We start from the raw sequence: 18,667 nt of genomic DNA, 5'->3' as shown, positions 1-18,667 counted from the left end.
TAGGTTCATAATCTAATGTGCTTATTTCAATCAACATCTATTTTGTATTAATTCATTTAATCCATGAATTAATTGTTCCATTATTTTTCAGGGAACAGCAAGGCATCGCGTAATAAATGATCATTTCCCCGACGGCGAGTAAAACCAATGCGGTCAAAATATTCCAGAATTTGGATAGCCAATTTGCGCCCAACGTTAAGCCTGTCGCGAAAATCGGCGGCACAGGTCGATCCCCTTTCCTGATCCAGTTCGCGGATCATGTTGGCAAAGGCCACAATCCGATCGTTACGGTAATAACGATCTTTCACGATCGCGGTAATGATGCCTTGCTGTGCCGCTTGTCGTAACGCCACACGCATCATCTGCTCATCCGTTCCCGTCTGTTTTGCCAAATCGCGCACCCACCACGGCTCATCGCCAAAAAGTGGTTCTACTTTTTGCCAGATTGCCAACTGCTCATCGCTGAAACCCGCCTTATGTTCCGGCAAATGCAACCAGCCATGATGGCTATGAATAGCGCCACTCTCGCGCATCTTTTCAATTAGCAGCAATACCAGCGCTTCGTCTTCCATCGGCAAAGCCATACGGCGCAGGCGCTCGCGCCCGGGTCCTGGTTCATCACGGTGCTGCTCATGGTAGGTCGCCAGCGTATCGAGGACTTTTCGCTGCCAACGCGCGGCAACGGGGGCATTCAACAGGCTGTATCCCGCCTGAATAAAACCATGTTGCTCAATCAACGGGCGCATCCCGTTGCCGTTGAGCTGACGCGCCCATGCGAAATCAGGAATATTCACCGCCCCACGCGTCAAATGCAGCGCCAGGGCGTCGCCGTCGTTCTGCACATTTTCCAGCGCCGACAACCACTGCAAATATTCCGGCTTACGCTTTCCGCGTCGCGGCGGATTAAGCGTCACAACACGTGCACCTGCCAGCGTTGTACGGGCAGAAATATCACGCAGCACCAGACGGTCGTTATCGGCAAGCCAGAGTGGTGTATCAAACACCAGTTCAGCTAGTGTCCCTTCAAGCAGAGAGATACGCCCGGTAACATGGCTAGCCGCGTGGTGAATATGCAACGGTTGCCACTGCATCAGCGGCGCGGCATGTTCTAAAGAAACAATCACGCGGGTAAAAGCCTCTGGCGGCGCATCAGAAAGCAGCCAATCACCGCGGTTTAGTTCTTCTTTTTGCGCATCACCGGCAATATTCAGCGCAATACGTTGTCCCGCTTGCGCGCGGTCGGTGGCCTGATTTTGTGCATGCAGGCTACGTACGCGCATCGGTTTGTTGACGCCCGTGAGCCACAGCGTGTCACCGACATTCACTTCACCGCTGAGCGCCGTCCCGGTCACCACCAGCCCTGCGCCTTTGACCGTAAAGGCGCGGTCAATCGCCAGGCGGAAGCTGTGATCGCGGGCATGCTCGCGCGACGTTAATTGCAACAAATGGTCACGCAGTTCCTCTATGCCACGGCCTTCATTGGCCGCAGTGACGAAAAGCACCGACTCCGCGAAACCATAATTCCCCAGCATGGCCTGAATCTCCGCACGTACCTCTTCAATTCTTGCTTCGTCTACGCGGTCGGCTTTCGTGAGTGCCACGGTGATCTGCGGATTGCCCGTCAGCTGCAGAATTTGCAAATGCTCACGGGTTTGCGCCATTACGCCATCATCACACGCCACCACCAGCAACGCGTGATCGATGCCGCCGACCCCCGCCAGCATGTTGGACAGAAACTTTTCGTGTCCAGGAACGTCGATAAACCCCAGCACCCGCCCATCCGGCTGCGGCCAGTAGGCATAGCCGAGATCGATGGTCATGCCGCGCTTTTTTTCTTCCGGCAGACGGTCGGCATTCACACCGGTAATCGCCTGTAATAACGTTGTTTTTCCGTGGTCAACGTGTCCGGCGGTTGCAATAATCATTTCAGCATCATCTCCATAAACCGGGTCTCGTCTTCAAGGCAGCGCAGATCCAGCCATAAGCGGCCATCATAAATTCGCCCAATAACCGGCACGGGCAGCGTACGCCAACGGGCTGCCAACGCTTCGAGGCGGCTCCCGCGCCCGTCATGTGGGGTAAAGGTTAGCGCCGCGCTGGGCAGCCTATCAACAGGTAGTGAGCCGCTGCCAATCTGCGACAGGCAGGGCATCACATTCAGGGCGAACTCATCACCATAATGCTCTGCAAGCTGTGCCTGTAATCGCTGTGCCTGCGCGTGGATCGCTTCTTGTGAGCGGGTGAGCTGGCGCAACGTCGGCAACTTCTCCGCCAGAGCTTCCGGGTGCAGATAGAGCCGTAGCGTCGCTTCCAGCGCAGCCAGTGTCATTTTATCTGCCCGTAATGCGCGTTTCAGCGGATGGCTCTGCAAACGAGCGATCATCTCTTTTTTACCGACAATTATCCCAGCCTGCGGCCCGCCCAGCAGTTTATCGCCGGAGAAACTCACCAGACTGACGCCAGCAGCAATCAGTTGCTGCGGCATCGGCTCCTGCGGCAAACCATACAGACTGAGATCGACCAGCGAACCACTGCCCAGATCCGCCACCACCGGTACATCCAGCTCCTGGCCAATTACGGCCAGCTCCGCCTCATCCACCGACTTTGTGAAGCCTTCAATGCTGTAATTACTGGTATGCACTTTCATCAGCAGACCGGTGTTTTCATTCACCGCCTGGCGGTAATCTTTCGCATGGGTCCGGTTGGTGGTCCCCACCTCGCGTAGAATGCATCCGGCCTGACACATGACGTCCGGAATACGAAACGCGCCGCCTATTTCCACCAGCTCGCCGCGAGACACAACCACCTCTTTGCCGTTCGCCGTGGCGGCCAGCATCAGCAGAACAGCTGCCGCATTGTTATTGACGATACAGGCGTCTTCCGCCCCCGTCAGACGGCAGAGTAAATCCGCCAACGCCCGATCCCGATGTCCCCGCCCGGCATCATCCAGACTGTATTCCAGCGTCACCGGCGTGCGCATCGCCTGTACCACCGCTTCAATTGCTTCTTCGGCCTGCGACGCGCGCCCAAGGTTGGTATGCAGCACCGTTCCGGTCAGGTTAATCACCGGGCGTAGCGCGCTTTGCGATTCTCGTTCCAGCCGGGCGCTGGCTTCTTGCGCCCAGTCCTCACACCATGCCGGGAGCGCGTGCGTGTCGCGAATAGCTTCTCTGGCTTCATCGAGCATGTGACGCAGCAGGTCAACCACCCGGGTATGGCCGTGAGATTCACGTAGGGCTGGGAAGGCGCTATCGCGCAATAAACGATCGATAGCAGGAAGCTGGCTGTAGAGTGAACGCATGTCGGTTGTCATGAAAGGGCCTGGCTGTTGGTGGCCCTCTCCACCGTGGAGAGGGATATCGATATAGGAAGGATTGTACCGTGACTTTGCTCAGGCGGACATAATACGCATCAAGCCTTTGGCGGTTCTGTACGGGCAAAACTCTCGCGTTGAAAGAGCGTTTCCACCAGTTTGACCAGACGGGGGCGATCAACACACCAGCCGGGCGCAACCCGACGGAAATTGAGATAACCGACGGCGCAGGCAATCGCAATGGTTGCCAGGTTAACCGTATCCGTTTTCAGCGTACCATCCGCCAGATAGCCTTCCAGCACATCCAGACTACGGGTGATCTTCTCACGCTGACGTAACAATTCAGTTTCTGACTGCTGCGCGGCAGGGCGAGCCTGTTCGCGCACCGAAACTAAACCGGCATCCATAATGCCGTCTGCCAACGCTTCCAACTGGCGTACCTTCAGCGCGGCCAGCGGATCACGCGGCAGCATGGCTGGTGCAATATCCAGTAGCTCTATATATTCCGCGATGATAGGAGAATCAAACCAATACTCGCCCGCATCGGTGACCAACGCGGGTACTTTACCTAACGGGTTATAGCGCGCCACGCCGCTATCCGCGTTATAGGGGAGTTCATTCACAAATTCGAAGGTGATGCCCTTTTCCAGTAACAGAATAGAAATTTTACGCACAAAAGGGCTGGTATAGCTGCCAATGAGTTTCATGCCGGGTCCTTTTTGCCAACAAAAAAGCGGTGCCCAACGATAGTGGGACACCGCTTAGTATGGCTCAGGTCACTGAAAATGGCAGGTGATGGCAGTCTCAATGATCCAAATAAAGGTAATGCATCCAGCTGGTCATGCGCAGCAGCACTTTACGCATCACCGACACGTGGGCGAAATGGTCGGAATAGACCGCCACCTGGGCATAGATACCGTCCGGCAGCGCCTCCACATCGGCATTCGGATCCAGTTCAATGGTTGCCAATACGCCATCGGTCCCCGGCACCACCGTTAAGGACTGTAATGCCCCCTGCGCCTGATAAGAACCTCCCGGCACAACGGGAAGGATACTGGTTAGTTTGCCGCTGAACACCTGGCCTGGCAGCGCGTTGAATACCACTTCGGCTTCATCGCCCGGCTCAAGACGCAGCAGTGAGTTCTGGCGAAATTGCGCCACGATTAGCCGTTTTTGTTCAGGAATAAATACCATAACTGGTCGCAGAGGCAACGCGGCGGCGTAAGTCCCCGGGCGAATGAGCACCTGCGTCACGTAACCGTTGCTGGGCGCACGCACAACGGTCTGCTCAAGATTATATTTGGCTTCGGCAAGCTGGGCGCGCAGGGAGGCGACCTGGGATTGCTCACCGTTGACCATACTGTCTAACTGGCTCTGAATCTGCGTCTGTTCCGCTACTGAGCCTTTGACCAGCGCATCCTGTGCCAGATAGTTTTGCCGGGCGTTATCGATATCGCTTTCAGAGAACGGGTTAACCTTCGCCTGGCTACCCTTCAAATAGCGTTGATAGTCCTTATACAGGCGGTCACGTTCCGCAGATACGCGAGTGGTATTAGCGACCGCTTCCGACAGTTGTGCTTTCAGATTGTCGATATTATGCGTCGCGGTTACCAGGTCGGCCTGCAGTCTGTCGACACGTGCCTGATAACGTACCGGATCGAGCTTAAACAGCACATCGCCTTTTTTAATGAGCTGATTATTCTTATCTGTTACCTCACTAACAATTCCGGTGACTTGCGGAGTGACCGGAATTGAAATAACCGCTTTTTGCGCCGTAAAGGTATACGGGTGGTTATAGTTCATTAATAAGATAAGCCCCGCCACAATAAACACACCACCTAGTGCGGCGGTAGCTAGCGTCCATTGGTTTACCGGAATACGGAATATTTTAAAGATGGCCCAGGCAAAGGCGACATAGGTCAGGACAATCAACAAATCCATGATTAAATCTCCGGAAAGGTGGAGTTATCGGTTTTTTTCTCCCCATCCAGTCTTTTTTCCAACTGGGTGATACGCGCTGCCAGCGCGGCAATCTCAGGGTCTGGCTCCTTTCCGGTCGGCGTGATGTGCGATTGCATTCCCCACCCCTTTTCAGGCTGGTAGAGCGTGGCCCAAATCCACAGGAACGGCCAAATAACATGCAGTGTAAAAAGGCTCACCCATCCTGCAGTATGGATGGCATCGGCATGGGGATGGTTGCGCTTCTTAGCCATGTTATAGGGGATATCGTGGATGGCGATGATTCCATAAAACAGAACCAGAAAAACGAAGATCAGCACGCCCAACGCGAAATAATTTAGAAACATACCTGCCTCGAATTCACGCTAATTAGAGTTTTTTTATGCCGGCAGCCGTATGCACCCAGGCTGATGTTTTGAACATAACTGCAGTTTGGGGTTTTCGCCATACCACAAAAAAAATATTTTTTCTGGTGATAAGTTGCTTTGTTTTGCAATAAAAATGTCGGGGGTAGAACCTGCCGCAGATCACATCTGATAAATTTCAGATGAAAATACTTTGCGATTCACATCACAAAAATCCAACAAACAAGGAAAGCAAAAATGTGAATCACTTCACATTTAATCCTCATTTTCAGCGAAATATTGCGCTGCGATGTTTTTTTGTACCGGTATTTTGTGATGAAAATCACATTAACCAACGCCATACACCCTATATTTACGTGACGAATGTCACATAAAAGGCCGTCGACTGGACAGTTGAACGATTCAGTGCCAGATTTCGCAGTATCTACAGGGTCCGGCTACCTCCTGCCGCTACATTAACAAACCTCGGGCTTTCAGCCTGCGCGATAGCAAACATAAGAAGGGGTGTTTTTATGTCATCCGATATTAAGATCAAGGTGCAAAGCTTTGGTCGATTCCTCAGCAACATGGTGATGCCAAATATCGGCGCGTTTATCGCGTGGGGTATTATCACCGCATTATTCATTCCGACAGGGTGGTTGCCGAACGAAACGCTGGCGAAGCTGGTCGGCCCGATGATCACCTATCTGCTGCCGCTACTGATCGGTTATACCGGTGGTAAACTGGTTGGCGGCGAGCGTGGCGGCGTAGTCGGTGCAATCACCACCATGGGCGTTATCGTCGGTGCGGACATGCCAATGTTCCTCGGCGCGATGATTGCAGGTCCACTGGGCGGCTGGGCGATCAAACACTTCGACAACTGGGTAGACGGTAAGATCAAATCCGGTTTTGAGATGCTGGTGAATAACTTCTCCGCTGGCATCATCGGTATGATCCTCGCCATTCTGGCATTCCTCGGCATTGGTCCATTGGTTGAAGCACTGTCCAAAATTCTGGCGGCAGGCGTTAACTTCATGGTTGTCCATGACATGCTGCCACTGGCATCGATTTTCGTTGAACCGGCGAAAATCCTGTTCCTCAACAACGCCATTAACCACGGTATTTTCTCACCGCTGGGTATTCAGCAGTCCCATGAGATGGGTAAATCCATCTTCTTCCTGATTGAAGCTAACCCAGGTCCGGGTATGGGCGTGCTGCTGGCGTACATGTTCTTCGGTCGCGGCAGCGCTAAGCAGTCTGCAGGCGGCGCGGCTATCATCCACTTCCTGGGTGGTATCCACGAAATTTACTTCCCGTACGTGCTGATGAACCCGCGCCTGATCCTGGCCGTTATTCTCGGCGGTATGACTGGCGTATTTACCCTGACTATCCTGAACGGCGGTCTGGTTTCTCCGGCGTCTCCGGGTTCTATCCTGGCCGTGCTGGCAATGACACCGAAGGGAGCTTACTTCGCTAACATCGCTGCTATCTGTGCGGCTATGGCAGTCTCCTTTGTGGTCTCAGCCATTCTGCTGAAAACCAGCAAAGTGAAAGAAGATGATGACATTGATGCCGCAACCCGTCGTATGCACGACATGAAAGCGGAATCCAAAGGCGCATCTCCGCTGGCGGCTGGCGATGTAACCAACGACCTGAGCCATGTTCGTAAAATCATCGTTGCCTGCGATGCCGGTATGGGTTCCAGCGCCATGGGTGCGGGCGTACTGCGTAAGAAAGTGCAGGATGCAGGGCTGTCTCAGATTTCCGTCACTAACAGCGCGATTAACAATCTGCCGCCGGATGTGGATCTGGTCATTACCCACCGTGACCTGACCGAACGCGCGATGCGCCAGGTGCCTCAGGCACAGCACATTTCGCTGACCAACTTCCTCGACAGCGGTCTGTACTCCAACCTGACCGAACGTCTGGTCGCTGCGCAGCGCCACAACGTGAACGAGGAGAAAGTTCGCGACCACCTGAAAGACAGCTTTGAAGAGGGTGATACCCACCTGTTCAAACTGGGTGCGGAGAACATCTTCCTTGGCCGTAAAGCGGCTAACAAAGAAGAAGCGATTCGCTTTGCTGGTGAGCAACTGGTGAAAGGTGGCTACGTTGAGCCAGAATACGTTGAGGCGATGCTGGACCGCGAAAAACTGACCCCGACTTACCTGGGTGAGTCCATCGCAGTACCGCACGGTACGGTTGAAGCCAAAGACCGCGTGCTGAAAACCGGTGTGGTGTTCTGCCAGTACCCGGAAGGCGTTCGCTTCGGTGAAGAAGAAGACGATATTGCCCGTCTGGTTATTGGTATCGCAGCGCGTAACAACGAGCACATCCAGGTGATTACCAGCCTGACCAACGCTCTGGATGATGAATCCGTGATCGAACGTCTGGCCCATACCACCAGCGTGGATGAAGTTCTGGAACTGCTGGCAGGTAAAAAAGCTTAACAGTTAAGTATCCCCAAAATAGTTCGAGCTGCAGGAAGGCGGCAACGCAGTGAATCCCCAGGAGCGTACATAAGTACGTGACTGGGGTGAGCGAGGAGAGCCAACGCATCTGCAGTTCGAAATATGAAGGCGATATCCTCTCCCTTGTGGAGAGGGTTAGGTTGAGGGAAAAGCCTCACCCCAGCCCTCTTGGGTAAAAACATTAATGAAGGTTAATACTATGAAAGCATTACATTTTGGCGCAGGTAATATCGGTCGTGGCTTTATCGGCAAACTGCTGGCGGACGCGGGGATACAGCTGACGTTCGCGGATGTAAATCAGGTCGTGCTCGATGCCCTGAATGCCCGTCATAGCTATCAGGTTCATGTCGTGGGTGAAAACGAGCAGATTGATACCGTCTCTGGCGTCAACGCCGTGAGCAGCATCGGCGATGATGTTGTTGAACTGATTGCCCACGTAGATTTAGTCACTACCGCCGTCGGTCCGGTTGTGCTTGAGCGTATCGCTCCAGCCATCGCCAAAGGACTGGTTAAACGCAAGGCGCAGGGCATCGCTACTCCGCTAAATATCATCGCTTGTGAAAACATGGTGCGCGGAACGACCCAGTTGAAAGGCCATGTAATGAACGCGTTAGCAGATGAAGATAAAGCCTGGGTTGAAGAACATGTTGGCTTTGTCGATTCTGCCGTGGACCGCATTGTTCCGCCTTCGGCTTCAGCAACCAACGATCCGCTGGAAGTTACCGTCGAAACCTTCAGTGAGTGGATTGTCGACAAAACACAGTTCAAAGGTGAACTGCCAAACATCCCAGGAATGGAATTAACTGATAACCTGATGGCATTTGTCGAACGTAAACTCTTCACGCTGAACACCGGGCATGCTATAACCGCGTACCTCGGAAAATTGACCGGTCATCAAACCATCCGTGACGCGATTCTCGACGAGAAAATCCGCGCAGTGGTAAAAGGTGCGATGGAAGAGAGCGGCGCGGTACTGATCAAACGCTATGGCTTTGATGCAGCAAAACATGCGGCATACATTCAGAAAATCCTCGGTCGTTTTGAAAACCCGTATCTGAAAGATGACGTTGAGCGCGTGGGTCGTCAGCCGCTGCGTAAACTTAGCGCAGGCGACCGCCTGATTAAACCACTGCTGGGTACGCTGGAATATGGTTTGCCGCATGCGAATCTGGTTACCGGTATTGCGGCAGCGATGCACTATCGCAGCGAAGAAGATCCGCAGGCACAGGAACTGGCCGCGCTGATTGACGAAAAAGGCCCACAGGCCGCGCTGGCGCAAGTTTCCGGGCTGGATGCCAATAGTGATGTCGTGCTTGAGGCTGTTAACGCGTATAACGCAAAGAAATGATGCAGGACCTGGCGCAGGATATCCTGCGCCTGAATAATAGATTGTCAGATATGCAGGCAATAATGGAACAAACGCAGGCCTTTGAAAATCGTGTGCTTGAGCGTCTGAATGCTGGCAAAACCGTACGCAGCTTCCTCATCACCGCCGTAGAACTGCTCACCGAGGCGGTGAATATCCTTGTGCTTCAGGTATTTCGCAAAGACGACTATGCGGTGAAATACGCCGTAGAACCGCTGCTCGACGGCGATGGTCCGTTGGGCGATCTTTCTGTTCGTCTGAAGTTAATCTACGGCCTGGGCGTACTCAGTCGCCCGGAGTATGAAGATGCTGAGCTGCTGATGGCGCTGCGGGAGGAGCTGAATCACGACGGCAACGAATACGCATTCACCGACGACGAAATTCTTGGACCGTTTGGTGAACTTCACTGCGTGACGGCACTCCCGCCGCCACCCCAGTTTGATACCTCAGACTCTGGTTTGCATGCCATGCAGATCCAGCGTTACCAGCAGATGGTTCGATCCACCATGGTCCTTTCCCTGACCGAGCTGATTTCTAAAATCAGCTTAAAAAAAGCCTTTCAAAAATAAGACGATGCTTGCTTATTTCTCTTCCTGCTGCGGTCGATACAGCTGCCGATAGTACGCCAGACGTTGCAGATACAGCTGCGCGTTTTCCTGCGGTATTTCTGAAGGGACAACGTTGCGCGGCGGTGTTTTATTCAAATATTCGCGAAAAGCCTGGCTTGAAGCCATAAAATCGACAGTTTTATCAATCAGGATTGAAACGTTCTCACCTATTTTCGCCATAATCTTCCCTCCTCCATGTATTAACCGCGCTCAGCCTGTGCGGTTGATCATTTAAGTTTAGGATCAGTTGGGTGTTTATATTGAGGAAAACGTGCTTCACCACGAACACGCCAATAAAAAGCACCATGGTCGATCTTATCGCTTAAAATTCCTTGTTAATCAATGTAGTAACATTATCATTAGCTAATTAATACTTACGGTATTTGATTATTTATCTTCGAGCAGTTGTGAATAATCCCGCTCTGCGCGCATACTATAGGGCATTCATCCTATTTTTATCAGAAGCTATCCTATGAAAGAAGTCGAAAAAAACGAAATTAAACGCCTGAGCGATCGTCTGGACGCTATTCGCCACCAGCAGGCAGACCTGTCCCTGGTTGAAGCCGCCGACAAATACGCCGAGCTGGAAAAAGAGAAAGAAACTCTGGAAGCCGAGATCGCACGCCTGCGTGAAGTTCACGGCCAGAAGCTGAGTAAAGAAGCGCAAAAGCTGACAAAACTTCCGTTCCGTCGGGCCATCACCAAAAAAGAGCAGGCTGACATGGGCAAACTGAAGAAAAGCGTGCGCGGCCTGATCGTCGTCCACCCGATGACCGAGCTTGGCCGTGAAATGGGCCTGAAAGAGATGACGGGCTTCGCGAAGAGCGAGTTCTAATCTCCCACCGGGCAACATCCGCTTGCCCGGTCCTTCATTTCCCCTCTCAATTGGCCCTACCAATTTTAGCCAGATTATACCAACACCTCACATTTCATTAAAATGTACGTACAATACCGTTGCCAACAAATAACATTTGATTAACCATTCATTGTCATTATCCCTACACAATAATATTGGCAGGGCCACTTTTACACATAGTGTGACGAAGATTTGAGCAAAGACTCATTCCATTATGTCGGCGGCCCCCAGGAGACCTGCAATGAATCTCTGGCAACAGAACTACGACCCGGCCGGTAATATCTGGCTTTCCAGCCTGATCGCATCGCTCCCTATCCTGTTTTTTTTCTTCGCCCTGATTAAGCTCAAGCTGAAAGGCTATGTTGCGGCGTCCTGGACGGTGGTGATTGCTCTGGCAGTCGCCCTGCTGTTTTACAAAATGCCGGTCGATCACGCGCTGGCATCCGTAGTGTACGGTTTCTTCTACGGTCTGTGGCCAATTGCCTGGATCATTATCGCCGCGGTATTCGTCTATAAAATCTCGGTGAAGACCGGACAGTTCGACATTATCCGATCATCGATACTCTCGATTACCCCAGACCAGCGTCTGCAAATGCTGATTGTCGGTTTCTCCTTTGGGGCATTCCTCGAAGGAGCAGCAGGCTTCGGTGCTCCGGTAGCGATTACCGCCGCACTGCTGGTTGGTCTTGGCTTTAACCCGCTGTATGCGGCAGGTTTGTGCCTGATCGTAAATACCGCGCCGGTCGCTTTTGGCGCAATGGGCATTCCGATTCTGGTTGCCGGTCAGGTTACCGGACTGGACAGCTTCGAGATTGGCCAGATGGTGGGCCGTCAACTGCCATTCCTGACTATTATCGTGCTGTTCTGGATTATGGCGATTATGGATGGCTGGCGTGGTGTCAAAGAAACCTGGCCTGCGGTGATGGTCGCTGGCGGCTCGTTTGCTATCGCACAGTACCTCAGCTCTAACTTTATCGGGCCGGAACTGCCGGACATCATCTCTTCTCTGGTCTCACTGGTGTGTCTGACGCTGTTCCTGAAACGCTGGCAGCCGGTACGCATCTTCCGTTTTGGCGATATGGGCGCTTCGCAGGTCGATATGGATCTGTCGCGCACCCGCTACACCGCTGGGCAGGTGGTACGCGCCTGGTCACCGTTCCTGTTCCTGACCGCTACCGTCACGCTGTGGAGCATACCGCCGTTTAAAGCGCTGTTTGCGCCAGGCGGCGCGATGTACCACTGGGTGGTCAATATTCCGGTTCCGTTCCTCGACAAGCTGGTTGCCCGTATGCCACCGGTCGTACACGAAGCTACAGCCTACGCGGCGGTGTACAAATTTGACTGGTTCTCCGCGACCGGTACCGCAATACTGTTTGCCGCCCTGCTGTCTATCGTCTGGCTGAAAATGAAGCCATCTGCTGCGCTGCAGACCTTTGGTAGCACGCTGAAAGATCTGGCGCTGCCTATCTACTCCATCGGGATGGTGCTGGCATTCGCGTTTATCTCTAACTACTCCGGGCTTTCATCCACCCTGGCACTGGCCCTGGCACATACCGGCAGCGCATTTACCTTCTTCTCGCCGTTCCTTGGCTGGCTGGGGGTATTCCTGACCGGGTCCGACACCTCATCAAACGCATTGTTCGCCGCCCTGCAGGCCACGGCCGCTCAGCAAATCGGCGTTTCGGATGTGCTGATGGTGGCCGCAAATACCACCGGCGGCGTGACCGGCAAGATGATCTCTCCACAATCTATCGCTATCGCCTGTGCGGCAGTGGGATTAGTGGGGAAAGAGTCTGATCTGTTCCGCTTTACCGTGAAGCACAGTCTGATTTTCACCTGCATGGTGGGTGTGATTACCACGCTGCAGGCCTATGTCTTAACCTGGATGATTCCATGATAGTGATGCCCAGACGCCTGTCAGACGAAGTCGCATCTCGTGTGCGGGCGCTGATTGAAGAACAACAGCTGGAGGCGGGCATGAAGTTGCCCGCTGAGCGCCAACTGGCCGTACAGCTCGGCGTATCGCGCAACTCGCTGCGCGAGGCGCTGGCGAAACTGGTGAGCGAAGGCGTGTTGATTAGCCGTCGTGGCGGCGGGACGTTTATCCGCTGGCAGCATGAGGCCTGGTCTGAACAAAACATCGTTCAGCCGCTGAAAACTCTGCTGGCGGACGACCCTGATTACAGTTTCGATATTCTGGAAGCCCGCCACGCCATCGAAGCCAGCACCGCCTGGCATGCAGCTATGCGTGCCACTGCTGCCGACAAAGAGAAGATCAGACTCTGTTTCGAGGCCACACAAAGCGAAGATCCAGATCTCGCCTCGCAGGCAGACGTTCGCTTTCATCTCGCCATTGCGGAAGCCTCACACAACGTGGTGCTGTTACAGACCATGCGCGGTTTCTTCGACGTATTGCAGTCTTCGGTGAAACAGAGCCGCCAGCGTATGTACCTTGTGCCGCCCGTATTTTCGCAACTGACGGCGCAGCATCAGGCCGTCCTGGATGCGATTGTTGCCGGAGATGCCGACGGAGCGCGTAAAGCAATGATGGCGCACCTCAGTTTTGTCCATACCACGATTAAACGATTTGATGAAGATCAGGCCCGCCAGGCGCGTATCACCCGCCTGCCCGGTGACCCTGGTGAGAATAGCAGGGAGAACAACACATGATTATTTCAGCAGCCAGCGACTATCGCGCCGCAGCCCAGCGCATCCTACCCCCCTTCTTGTTCCACTATATAGACGGAGGGGCGTATGCAGAGCACACTCTGCGCCGTAACGTGGCAGACCTGTCAGAGGTGGCGCTGCGCCAGCGCGTGCTGAAGAATATGTCCGACCTGAGCCTGGAGACAAAGCTGTTCAACGAAACGCTCTCCATGCCGGTGGCCCTTGCACCTGTCGGTCTGTGCGGCATGTACGCGCGCCGGGGCGAAGTTCAGGCCGCCGCCGCCGCTGATGCCAAAGGCATTCCGTTTACGCTTTCCACGGTATCCGTATGTCCGATTGAAGAAGTCGCCCCAACCATCAAGCGTCCAATGTGGTTTCAGCTATATGTTCTGCGCGATCGCGGCTTTATGCGCAACGCGCTGGAGCGCGCCAAAGCGGCGGGTTGCTCCACGCTGGTCTTTACCGTCGATATGCCAACACCGGGTGCACGCTACCGTGACGCCCATTCCGGGATGAGCGGCCCAAATGCCGCACTACGCCGCTACTGGCAGGCAGTCACCCATCCACAGTGGGCATGGGACGTTGGCCTGAACGGTCGCCCACATGATTTAGGTAATATCTCGACTTATCTTGGTAAACCTACCGGTCTTGAGGATTACATCGGCTGGCTGGCGAATAACTTCGATCCGTCGATTTCCTGGAAAGACCTCGAGTGGATCCGCGAGTTTTGGGATGGTCCGATGGTGATCAAAGGGATCCTCGATCCCGAAGATGCCCGAGACGCCGTACGCTTTGGCGCGGATGGCATCGTAGTTTCTAACCACGGTGGTCGCCAGTTAGACGGCGTGCTGTCTTCAGCTCGCGCGTTACCCGCTATTGCCGATGCGGTAAAAGGCGATATCACCATTCTGGCAGACAGTGGGATCCGCAACGGTCTGGACGTCGTACGTATGATTGCGCTGGGCGCGGATAGTGTTCTGCTGGGACGTGCTTATCTGTACGCGCTGGCAACCCACGGTCAGGCCGGGGTGGCGAATCTGCTGAATCTGATCGAGAAAGAGATGAAGGTGGCAATGACCCTGACCGGGGCAAAATCGATTAGCGAAATTAGTCATGATTCGCTGGTACAAGAGCTGGGCAAACAGGTGGCTGACTACCCGATGCAGCCCAAACGTGGAAATGCGGCGTAAACGTTAATTTGCTATGCTGCCCCGTACTTAAGGGGGCAGCATGCTAAACATCGTTTTATTCGAACCAGAAATCCCGCCAAATACCGGCAATATTATTCGCCTTTGCGCCAACACCGGCTTTCGTCTGCATATTATTGAGCCAATGGGCTTTACCTGGGACGACAAGCGCCTGCGTCGCGCGGGGCTGGATTACCATGAATTTGCCGCCGTACAACGCCATCCTGATTACGCCGCCTTCGTCGCCGCAGAAAATCCGCAACGTCTGTTTGCCCTGACCACCAAAGGTACGCCAGCGCATAGCGCGGTAAGCTATCAGGATGGGGATTATCTGATGTTTGGCCCGGAAACTCGCGGTCTGCCAGCCAGCATCCTCGACGCGCTGCCTGCCGAACAAAAAATTCGTATTCCGATGATGCCGGACAGTCGCAGCATGAACCTGTCGAATGCGGTGTCGGTGGTGGTGTATGAGGCCTGGCGCCAGTTAGGTTATCCCGGCGCGATATTGCGTAGTTGATTTTTGTCGGATGGCGGCTGACGCCTTATCCGACCTACGAAAGAATTTACCGTTATTTTTCGAGCGTTATCGGCGCAGTCAGGTTGGACACGGACTGCGCGCAGCCACCGGAGCGTACACGTAGTACGTGAGGATGGCGAGCACAGCCCGGGTTCAAGATGACAAGTAAGATAGCTCGAAATCAGATGCCATCGCCGTATTCGAACGTATGATGTATCCCGTTGAAATGCTGATCCATATCCATGGACGGTTTATCGCTGTCTGGCTTACCGACGATGCGCGCCGGTACGCCTGCGGCGGTGGTATGCGGCGGGACGGGCTGTAGCACGACCGAACCTGCGCCAATCTTCGCGCCGCGCCCGACTTCAATGTTGCCGAGAATTTTTGCTCCCGCGCCGATCATCACGCCTTCACGAATTTTCGGGTGGCGGTCACCGCCGGCTTTACCGGTCCCACCCAGCGTGACGGATTGCAGAATAGAGACGTCGTTTTCAATCACCGCGGTTTCACCGACCACAATGCCGGTGGCGTGATCGAGCATAATCCCACGGCCAATTTTTGCCGCCGGATGAATGTCTACCTGGAAGGTAACGGACACCTGATTTTGCAGGAAGATCGCCAGCGCCTGACGCCCCTGATGCCACAGCCAGTGACCGATACGGTAGGCCTGAAGCGCATGAAAGCCCTTCAGATACAGCAGTGGGGTGGAATATTTATCTACAGCCGGGTCACGCGTGCGTACTGCCTGAATATCGCAGGCCGCTGAGGCAATCATTTCAGGATCGGCCGCATAGGCCTCTTCTACGACTTCGCGAATCGCAATGGCGGGCATGATTGGAGAAGCGAGTTTATTCGCCAGCATATAGCTTAGCGCACTGCCGAGATTTTCATGCTTGAGCAGCGTTGCGTGGTAAAAACTGGCCAGCATTGGCTCACATTCCGCCAGTGCCCGGGCTTCCGCTTTAATGTTTTTCCAGACGATATCCAGTTCTTCACACGGCATTGCGTACTCCAGAAGGTAGCAAAACGACCGACCCGTTCTTCGCGGGTCGGGTCGTTATATTCAACAGTTCCTTACAGCTAGTGGCGACTCAGCTCGTCCTTGCGTGCACGGCCTAATAACGTCAATGCTGCCTCGCGCGCGTTTTTTCCGCAATACAATACTTGATAAATTTCCTCGGTTATTGGCATCTCAACACCAAAACGGTGCGCCAACTCACGAACTTCTTTCGTATTGCGATAGCCTTCAACCACTTGGCCAATCTTGTCCTGCGCGCCCTGCACGTCCATCCCCTGGCCGAGCATCATGCCAAAACGACGGTTGCGCGACTGGTTGTCGGTACAGGTCAGCACCAGATCGCCTAAACCCGCCATCCCCATAAAGGTGGCAGGATCGGCCCCCAGCGCCGCACCAAGACGAGACATTTCGGTCAGCCCACGGGTGATCAATGCGGTTCGTGCATTCGCGCCAAAACCGATGCCGTCAGACATCCCCGCACCAATGGCAATGACGTTTTTCACCGCGCCGCCAAGCTGCACGCCAATGAAATCCGGGTTGCTATAAACGCGGAAGCTTTTGCCGCAGTGCAGCAACTGCTGGAGATCGTCAGCAAAAGTGTCGTCCGTCGAGGCCAGAGAAATCGCCGTCGGCATGCCCGCAGCCAGCTCTTTGGCGAACGTCGGGCCGGAAATAACCGCCAGTGGAATTGAGTCCCCCAGCGCTTCACGCGCGACGTCCTGCAGCAGACGCCCTGTTTCCGCTTCCAGACCTTTTGTCGCCCAGACCAGTCGTGCGTCAGGACGCATCAATGGTTTGATGTTACGCAGCACTTCGCCAAAGACGTGGCTCGGCACCACCACCAGAATATTACGACTGGCGGCCAGCGCTGTGGCTAAATCACTTTCCAGGCGCAGCGTGTCGGGAAAAGGCACATCAGGAAGGAACGCGACGTTGCAGCGATCGTGCTCGAGAGTCGCGATATGTTTAGGATCATGGCCCCACAGGACAACCTGATGGCCATTTCTTGCCAGGGTGATGGCAAGAGCGGTGCCGTACGAGCCGGCACCAATCACAGTCATTGAAGCATTACTTTGGTTCATCAGGCATCCTGATGTTCTTCAGTACCTTCGCCAGCCTGCTGCTGTAAATAGTTCATGAACAGCGCATCAAAGTTGACCGGTGCAAGGTTCAGTTGCGGGAACGTACCGCGTGAAACCAGGCTGGTGATGCATTCGCGGGCATACGGGAACAGGATGTTCGGGCAGTATGCGCCCAGGCAATGCGCCATCTGAGTCCCTTCGATACCACTGATGGAGAAAATACCGCCCTGCTGAACTTCGCACAGGAACGCAGTTTCTTCACCCAGGGAAGCCGTTACGGTGACACGCAGCACTACTTCATACACGTCATCTGCCAGTTGGGTAGATGCGGTATCAAGATCAAGTTTAACCTCTGGCTGCCAATCTTTCTGGAAAACATGCGGTGCATTTGGCGCTTCGAAAGACACATCCTTGGTATAAATACGTTGGATCTGGAAAGCCATTTCAGTGTTATTTTGTTCTGACATGTTGAGAAAACCCTTTAGTGTTGTCCTTTAAATACTTCGGTACGCCTTAACGCAGCAGCGGATCCAGTCCACCACGCGCATCCAACGCATACAAGTCGTCACAACCACCAATGTGCTGTGCATCAATAAAAATCTGCGGAACCGTAGTACGGCCACTGCGCTTGATCATTTCTTCACGCTTCACGGCATCGCCGTCAATCGGAAGCTCCTGGAAACTCACACCCTTGCTGTTCAGGAGCGCCTTTGCGCGATGGCAAAACGGGCAGGTTGCTTTGGTATAGATCTCAATATTGGCCATGACTTATCTCCAGTGTTCTTTTTACCCTGCGGCATGAAAGAAGACGGGTAAATTACTTGCCGCGAACCAGTGGCAGATTCTCACCACTCCAGCCCGCTACGCCATCTTTCAGTACAGACACCTGCTCAAAACCGGCTTTGATCAGCGCAGTTGCTGAATCCTGGCACTGCATGCCTGAGCCATCAACCACAATAACAGGTTTGTTTTTGTGTTTTTCCAGTTCGCCAAAGTTGTTGGCTTTGATTTCGCTCGGCAGCAGGTTCGTAGAGCCAGCGATATGACCTTTGCGGAAGTCGTCGCGCTGACGTAAATCCACGACAACGGCGTCTTCTTTATTGATGAGACGTGTGGCTTCTCCGCGCGTAATCACCTTCACTTTGGAAGTCAGGCTCTTAAACGTGGTAAATAATACAGCCGCCAGTAACGCAATCCAGGCGATACTCAATACAGGGTGGCGACTAACAAATTGCATAATTTCTTGCATGGGGGGTAACAACTCCCGACTCAGTGATTA

19 protein-coding genes are annotated in these 18,667 nt (G+C 53.8%); 8 read left to right on the top strand and 11 right to left on the bottom strand.

The features are described 5' to 3' along the window. Positions 1–80: 80 nt before the first annotated feature. The 5 genes from selB to LY264_RS00725 all read right to left on the bottom strand — a co-directional run bounded on the left by selB (position 81) and on the right by LY264_RS00725 (position 5,619). Positions 81–1,925: a selenocysteine-specific translation elongation factor gene (gene selB, locus LY264_RS00745; RefSeq protein WP_048227311.1), complete on the bottom strand. Its 1,845-nt coding sequence runs from the start codon at positions 1,923–1,925 to the stop codon at positions 81–83. Then, entirely contained in the window at positions 1,922–3,313 is a 1,392-nt protein-coding gene (selA, locus tag LY264_RS00740; protein WP_048227312.1) for an L-seryl-tRNA(Sec) selenium transferase, read from the bottom strand. Before selA ends, selB begins: the two co-directional genes overlap by 4 nt. A 98-nt stretch (positions 3,314–3,411) precedes the next feature. Beyond that, positions 3,412–4,020 (bottom strand): glutathione S-transferase, encoded by a 609-nt coding sequence (locus tag LY264_RS00735; RefSeq protein ID WP_008786453.1) that lies wholly within the window; start codon positions 4,018–4,020, stop codon positions 3,412–3,414. A 97-nt stretch (positions 4,021–4,117) separates the two neighbouring features. Next, positions 4,118–5,254, bottom strand: coding sequence for an HlyD family secretion protein (locus tag LY264_RS00730; RefSeq protein ID WP_048215314.1), 1,137 nt, complete (start codon positions 5,252–5,254; stop codon positions 4,118–4,120). Positions 5,255–5,256: 2 nt separating this feature from the next. Further along, complete coding sequence (locus LY264_RS00725; protein WP_048227313.1) at positions 5,257–5,619, bottom strand: DUF3302 domain-containing protein; 363 nt, start codon at positions 5,617–5,619, stop codon at positions 5,257–5,259. 530 nt (positions 5,620–6,149) lie between these two features. Here LY264_RS00725 and mtlA point away from each other — a divergent pair. The 3 genes from mtlA to mtlR all read left to right on the top strand — a co-directional run bounded on the left by mtlA (position 6,150) and on the right by mtlR (position 10,022). Next, a complete protein-coding gene (mtlA, locus tag LY264_RS00720) occupies positions 6,150–8,066 on the top strand; it encodes a PTS mannitol transporter subunit IICBA (protein ID WP_003827337.1) in 1,917 nt (638 codons plus the stop codon). A gap of 220 nt (positions 8,067–8,286) precedes the next feature. Further along, a complete protein-coding gene (gene mtlD / locus LY264_RS00715) occupies positions 8,287–9,435 on the top strand; it encodes a mannitol-1-phosphate 5-dehydrogenase (protein ID WP_048227314.1) in 1,149 nt (382 codons plus the stop codon). Beyond that, a complete protein-coding gene (gene mtlR / locus LY264_RS00710; protein ID WP_003024179.1) occupies positions 9,435–10,022 on the top strand; it encodes a mannitol operon repressor MtlR in 588 nt (195 codons plus the stop codon). Before mtlD ends, mtlR begins: the two co-directional genes overlap by 1 nt. A gap of 12 nt (positions 10,023–10,034) precedes the next feature. On the opposite strand, the gene LY264_RS00705 is transcribed toward mtlR, so the two are convergent. After that, positions 10,035–10,241 (bottom strand): hypothetical protein, encoded by a 207-nt coding sequence (locus LY264_RS00705; protein WP_032945348.1) that lies wholly within the window; start codon positions 10,239–10,241, stop codon positions 10,035–10,037. A gap of 292 nt (positions 10,242–10,533) precedes the next feature. On the opposite strand from LY264_RS00705, the gene LY264_RS00700 reads away from it, so the two are divergent. From LY264_RS00700 to trmL, 5 genes are all read left to right on the top strand, one after another. After that, entirely contained in the window at positions 10,534–10,896 is a 363-nt protein-coding gene (locus tag LY264_RS00700) for a YibL family ribosome-associated protein (protein ID WP_008786458.1), read from the top strand. Between the two features lie 262 nt (positions 10,897–11,158). Continuing rightward, positions 11,159–12,814 (top strand): L-lactate permease, encoded by a 1,656-nt coding sequence (gene lldP, locus LY264_RS00695; RefSeq protein ID WP_048215310.1) that lies wholly within the window; start codon positions 11,159–11,161, stop codon positions 12,812–12,814. Continuing rightward, positions 12,811–13,587 (top strand): transcriptional regulator LldR, encoded by a 777-nt coding sequence (lldR, locus tag LY264_RS00690; RefSeq protein WP_003024170.1) that lies wholly within the window; start codon positions 12,811–12,813, stop codon positions 13,585–13,587. The genes lldP and lldR overlap by 4 nt, the downstream gene beginning before the upstream one ends. Continuing rightward, positions 13,584–14,774 (top strand): FMN-dependent L-lactate dehydrogenase LldD, encoded by a 1,191-nt coding sequence (gene lldD / locus LY264_RS00685; protein ID WP_071692534.1) that lies wholly within the window; start codon positions 13,584–13,586, stop codon positions 14,772–14,774. Before lldR ends, lldD begins: the two co-directional genes overlap by 4 nt. Before the next feature lie 40 nt (positions 14,775–14,814). Further along, positions 14,815–15,288 (top strand): tRNA (uridine(34)/cytosine(34)/5-carboxymethylaminomethyluridine(34)-2'-O)-methyltransferase TrmL, encoded by a 474-nt coding sequence (trmL, locus tag LY264_RS00680; protein WP_048215308.1) that lies wholly within the window; start codon positions 14,815–14,817, stop codon positions 15,286–15,288. A 181-nt stretch (positions 15,289–15,469) separates the two neighbouring features. Here the strand turns inward: trmL and cysE are convergent, their stop codons facing one another. The 5 genes from cysE to LY264_RS00655 form a co-directional block, all read right to left on the bottom strand. Then, positions 15,470–16,291, bottom strand: a complete 822-nt coding sequence (gene cysE / locus LY264_RS00675) for a serine O-acetyltransferase (RefSeq protein ID WP_003024160.1) — start codon at positions 16,289–16,291, stop codon at positions 15,470–15,472. A gap of 77 nt (positions 16,292–16,368) precedes the next feature. Continuing rightward, positions 16,369–17,388 carry an NAD(P)H-dependent glycerol-3-phosphate dehydrogenase gene (gene gpsA, locus LY264_RS00670; RefSeq protein ID WP_008786462.1) on the bottom strand — a complete coding sequence of 340 codons (1,020 nt, stop codon included), beginning with the start codon at positions 17,386–17,388 and terminating at the stop codon, positions 16,369–16,371. Further along, a complete protein-coding gene (gene secB / locus LY264_RS00665) occupies positions 17,388–17,855 on the bottom strand; it encodes a protein-export chaperone SecB (protein ID WP_003024155.1) in 468 nt (155 codons plus the stop codon). Before secB ends, gpsA begins: the two co-directional genes overlap by 1 nt. A 46-nt stretch (positions 17,856–17,901) precedes the next feature. Next, complete coding sequence (gene grxC / locus LY264_RS00660) at positions 17,902–18,153, bottom strand: glutaredoxin 3 (protein ID WP_003024152.1); 252 nt, start codon at positions 18,151–18,153, stop codon at positions 17,902–17,904. Between the two features lie 52 nt (positions 18,154–18,205). Next, the gene (locus tag LY264_RS00655; protein WP_003024148.1) at positions 18,206–18,637 is read right to left on the bottom strand and encodes a rhodanese-like domain-containing protein; all 432 of its coding nucleotides are present in this window, start codon (positions 18,635–18,637) and stop codon (positions 18,206–18,208) included. Between the last annotated feature and the right edge of the window lie 30 nt (positions 18,638–18,667).

Source organism: Citrobacter portucalensis, assembly GCF_023374935.1.
In the GTDB taxonomy this organism is placed as follows: Bacteria; Pseudomonadota; Gammaproteobacteria; order Enterobacterales; family Enterobacteriaceae; genus Citrobacter; species Citrobacter portucalensis.
The sequence above is the reverse complement of the archived record's forward strand: the minus strand, read 5'-3'. Positions and strand labels throughout refer to the sequence as shown.

Coding starts and splice junctions, on each gene's coding strand:
- gpsA (WP_008786462.1), bottom strand. CDS start 17,388: ATGAACCAAAGTAATGCTTCAATGACTGTGATTGGTGCCGGCTCGTAC.
- grxC (WP_003024152.1), bottom strand. CDS start 18,153: ATGGCCAATATTGAGATCTATACCAAAGCAACCTGCCCGTTTTGCCAT.
- lldD (WP_071692534.1), top strand. CDS start 13,584: ATGATTATTTCAGCAGCCAGCGACTATCGCGCCGCAGCCCAGCGCATC.
- selA (WP_048227312.1), bottom strand. CDS start 3,313: ATGACAACCGACATGCGTTCACTCTACAGCCAGCTTCCTGCTATCGAT.
- LY264_RS00725 (WP_048227313.1), bottom strand. CDS start 5,619: ATGTTTCTAAATTATTTCGCGTTGGGCGTGCTGATCTTCGTTTTTCTG.
- lldR (WP_003024170.1), top strand. CDS start 12,811: ATGATAGTGATGCCCAGACGCCTGTCAGACGAAGTCGCATCTCGTGTG.
- cysE (WP_003024160.1), bottom strand. CDS start 16,291: ATGCCGTGTGAAGAACTGGATATCGTCTGGAAAAACATTAAAGCGGAA.
- mtlD (WP_048227314.1), top strand. CDS start 8,287: ATGAAAGCATTACATTTTGGCGCAGGTAATATCGGTCGTGGCTTTATC.
- secB (WP_003024155.1), bottom strand. CDS start 17,855: ATGTCAGAACAAAATAACACTGAAATGGCTTTCCAGATCCAACGTATT.
- LY264_RS00705 (WP_032945348.1), bottom strand. CDS start 10,241: ATGGCGAAAATAGGTGAGAACGTTTCAATCCTGATTGATAAAACTGTC.
- LY264_RS00700 (WP_008786458.1), top strand. CDS start 10,534: ATGAAAGAAGTCGAAAAAAACGAAATTAAACGCCTGAGCGATCGTCTG.
- LY264_RS00735 (WP_008786453.1), bottom strand. CDS start 4,020: ATGAAACTCATTGGCAGCTATACCAGCCCTTTTGTGCGTAAAATTTCT.
- mtlR (WP_003024179.1), top strand. CDS start 9,435: ATGCAGGACCTGGCGCAGGATATCCTGCGCCTGAATAATAGATTGTCA.
- mtlA (WP_003827337.1), top strand. CDS start 6,150: ATGTCATCCGATATTAAGATCAAGGTGCAAAGCTTTGGTCGATTCCTC.
- LY264_RS00730 (WP_048215314.1), bottom strand. CDS start 5,254: ATGGATTTGTTGATTGTCCTGACCTATGTCGCCTTTGCCTGGGCCATC.
- selB (WP_048227311.1), bottom strand. CDS start 1,925: ATGATTATTGCAACCGCCGGACACGTTGACCACGGAAAAACAACGTTA.
- LY264_RS00655 (WP_003024148.1), bottom strand. CDS start 18,637: ATGCAAGAAATTATGCAATTTGTTAGTCGCCACCCTGTATTGAGTATC.
- lldP (WP_048215310.1), top strand. CDS start 11,159: ATGAATCTCTGGCAACAGAACTACGACCCGGCCGGTAATATCTGGCTT.
- trmL (WP_048215308.1), top strand. CDS start 14,815: ATGCTAAACATCGTTTTATTCGAACCAGAAATCCCGCCAAATACCGGC.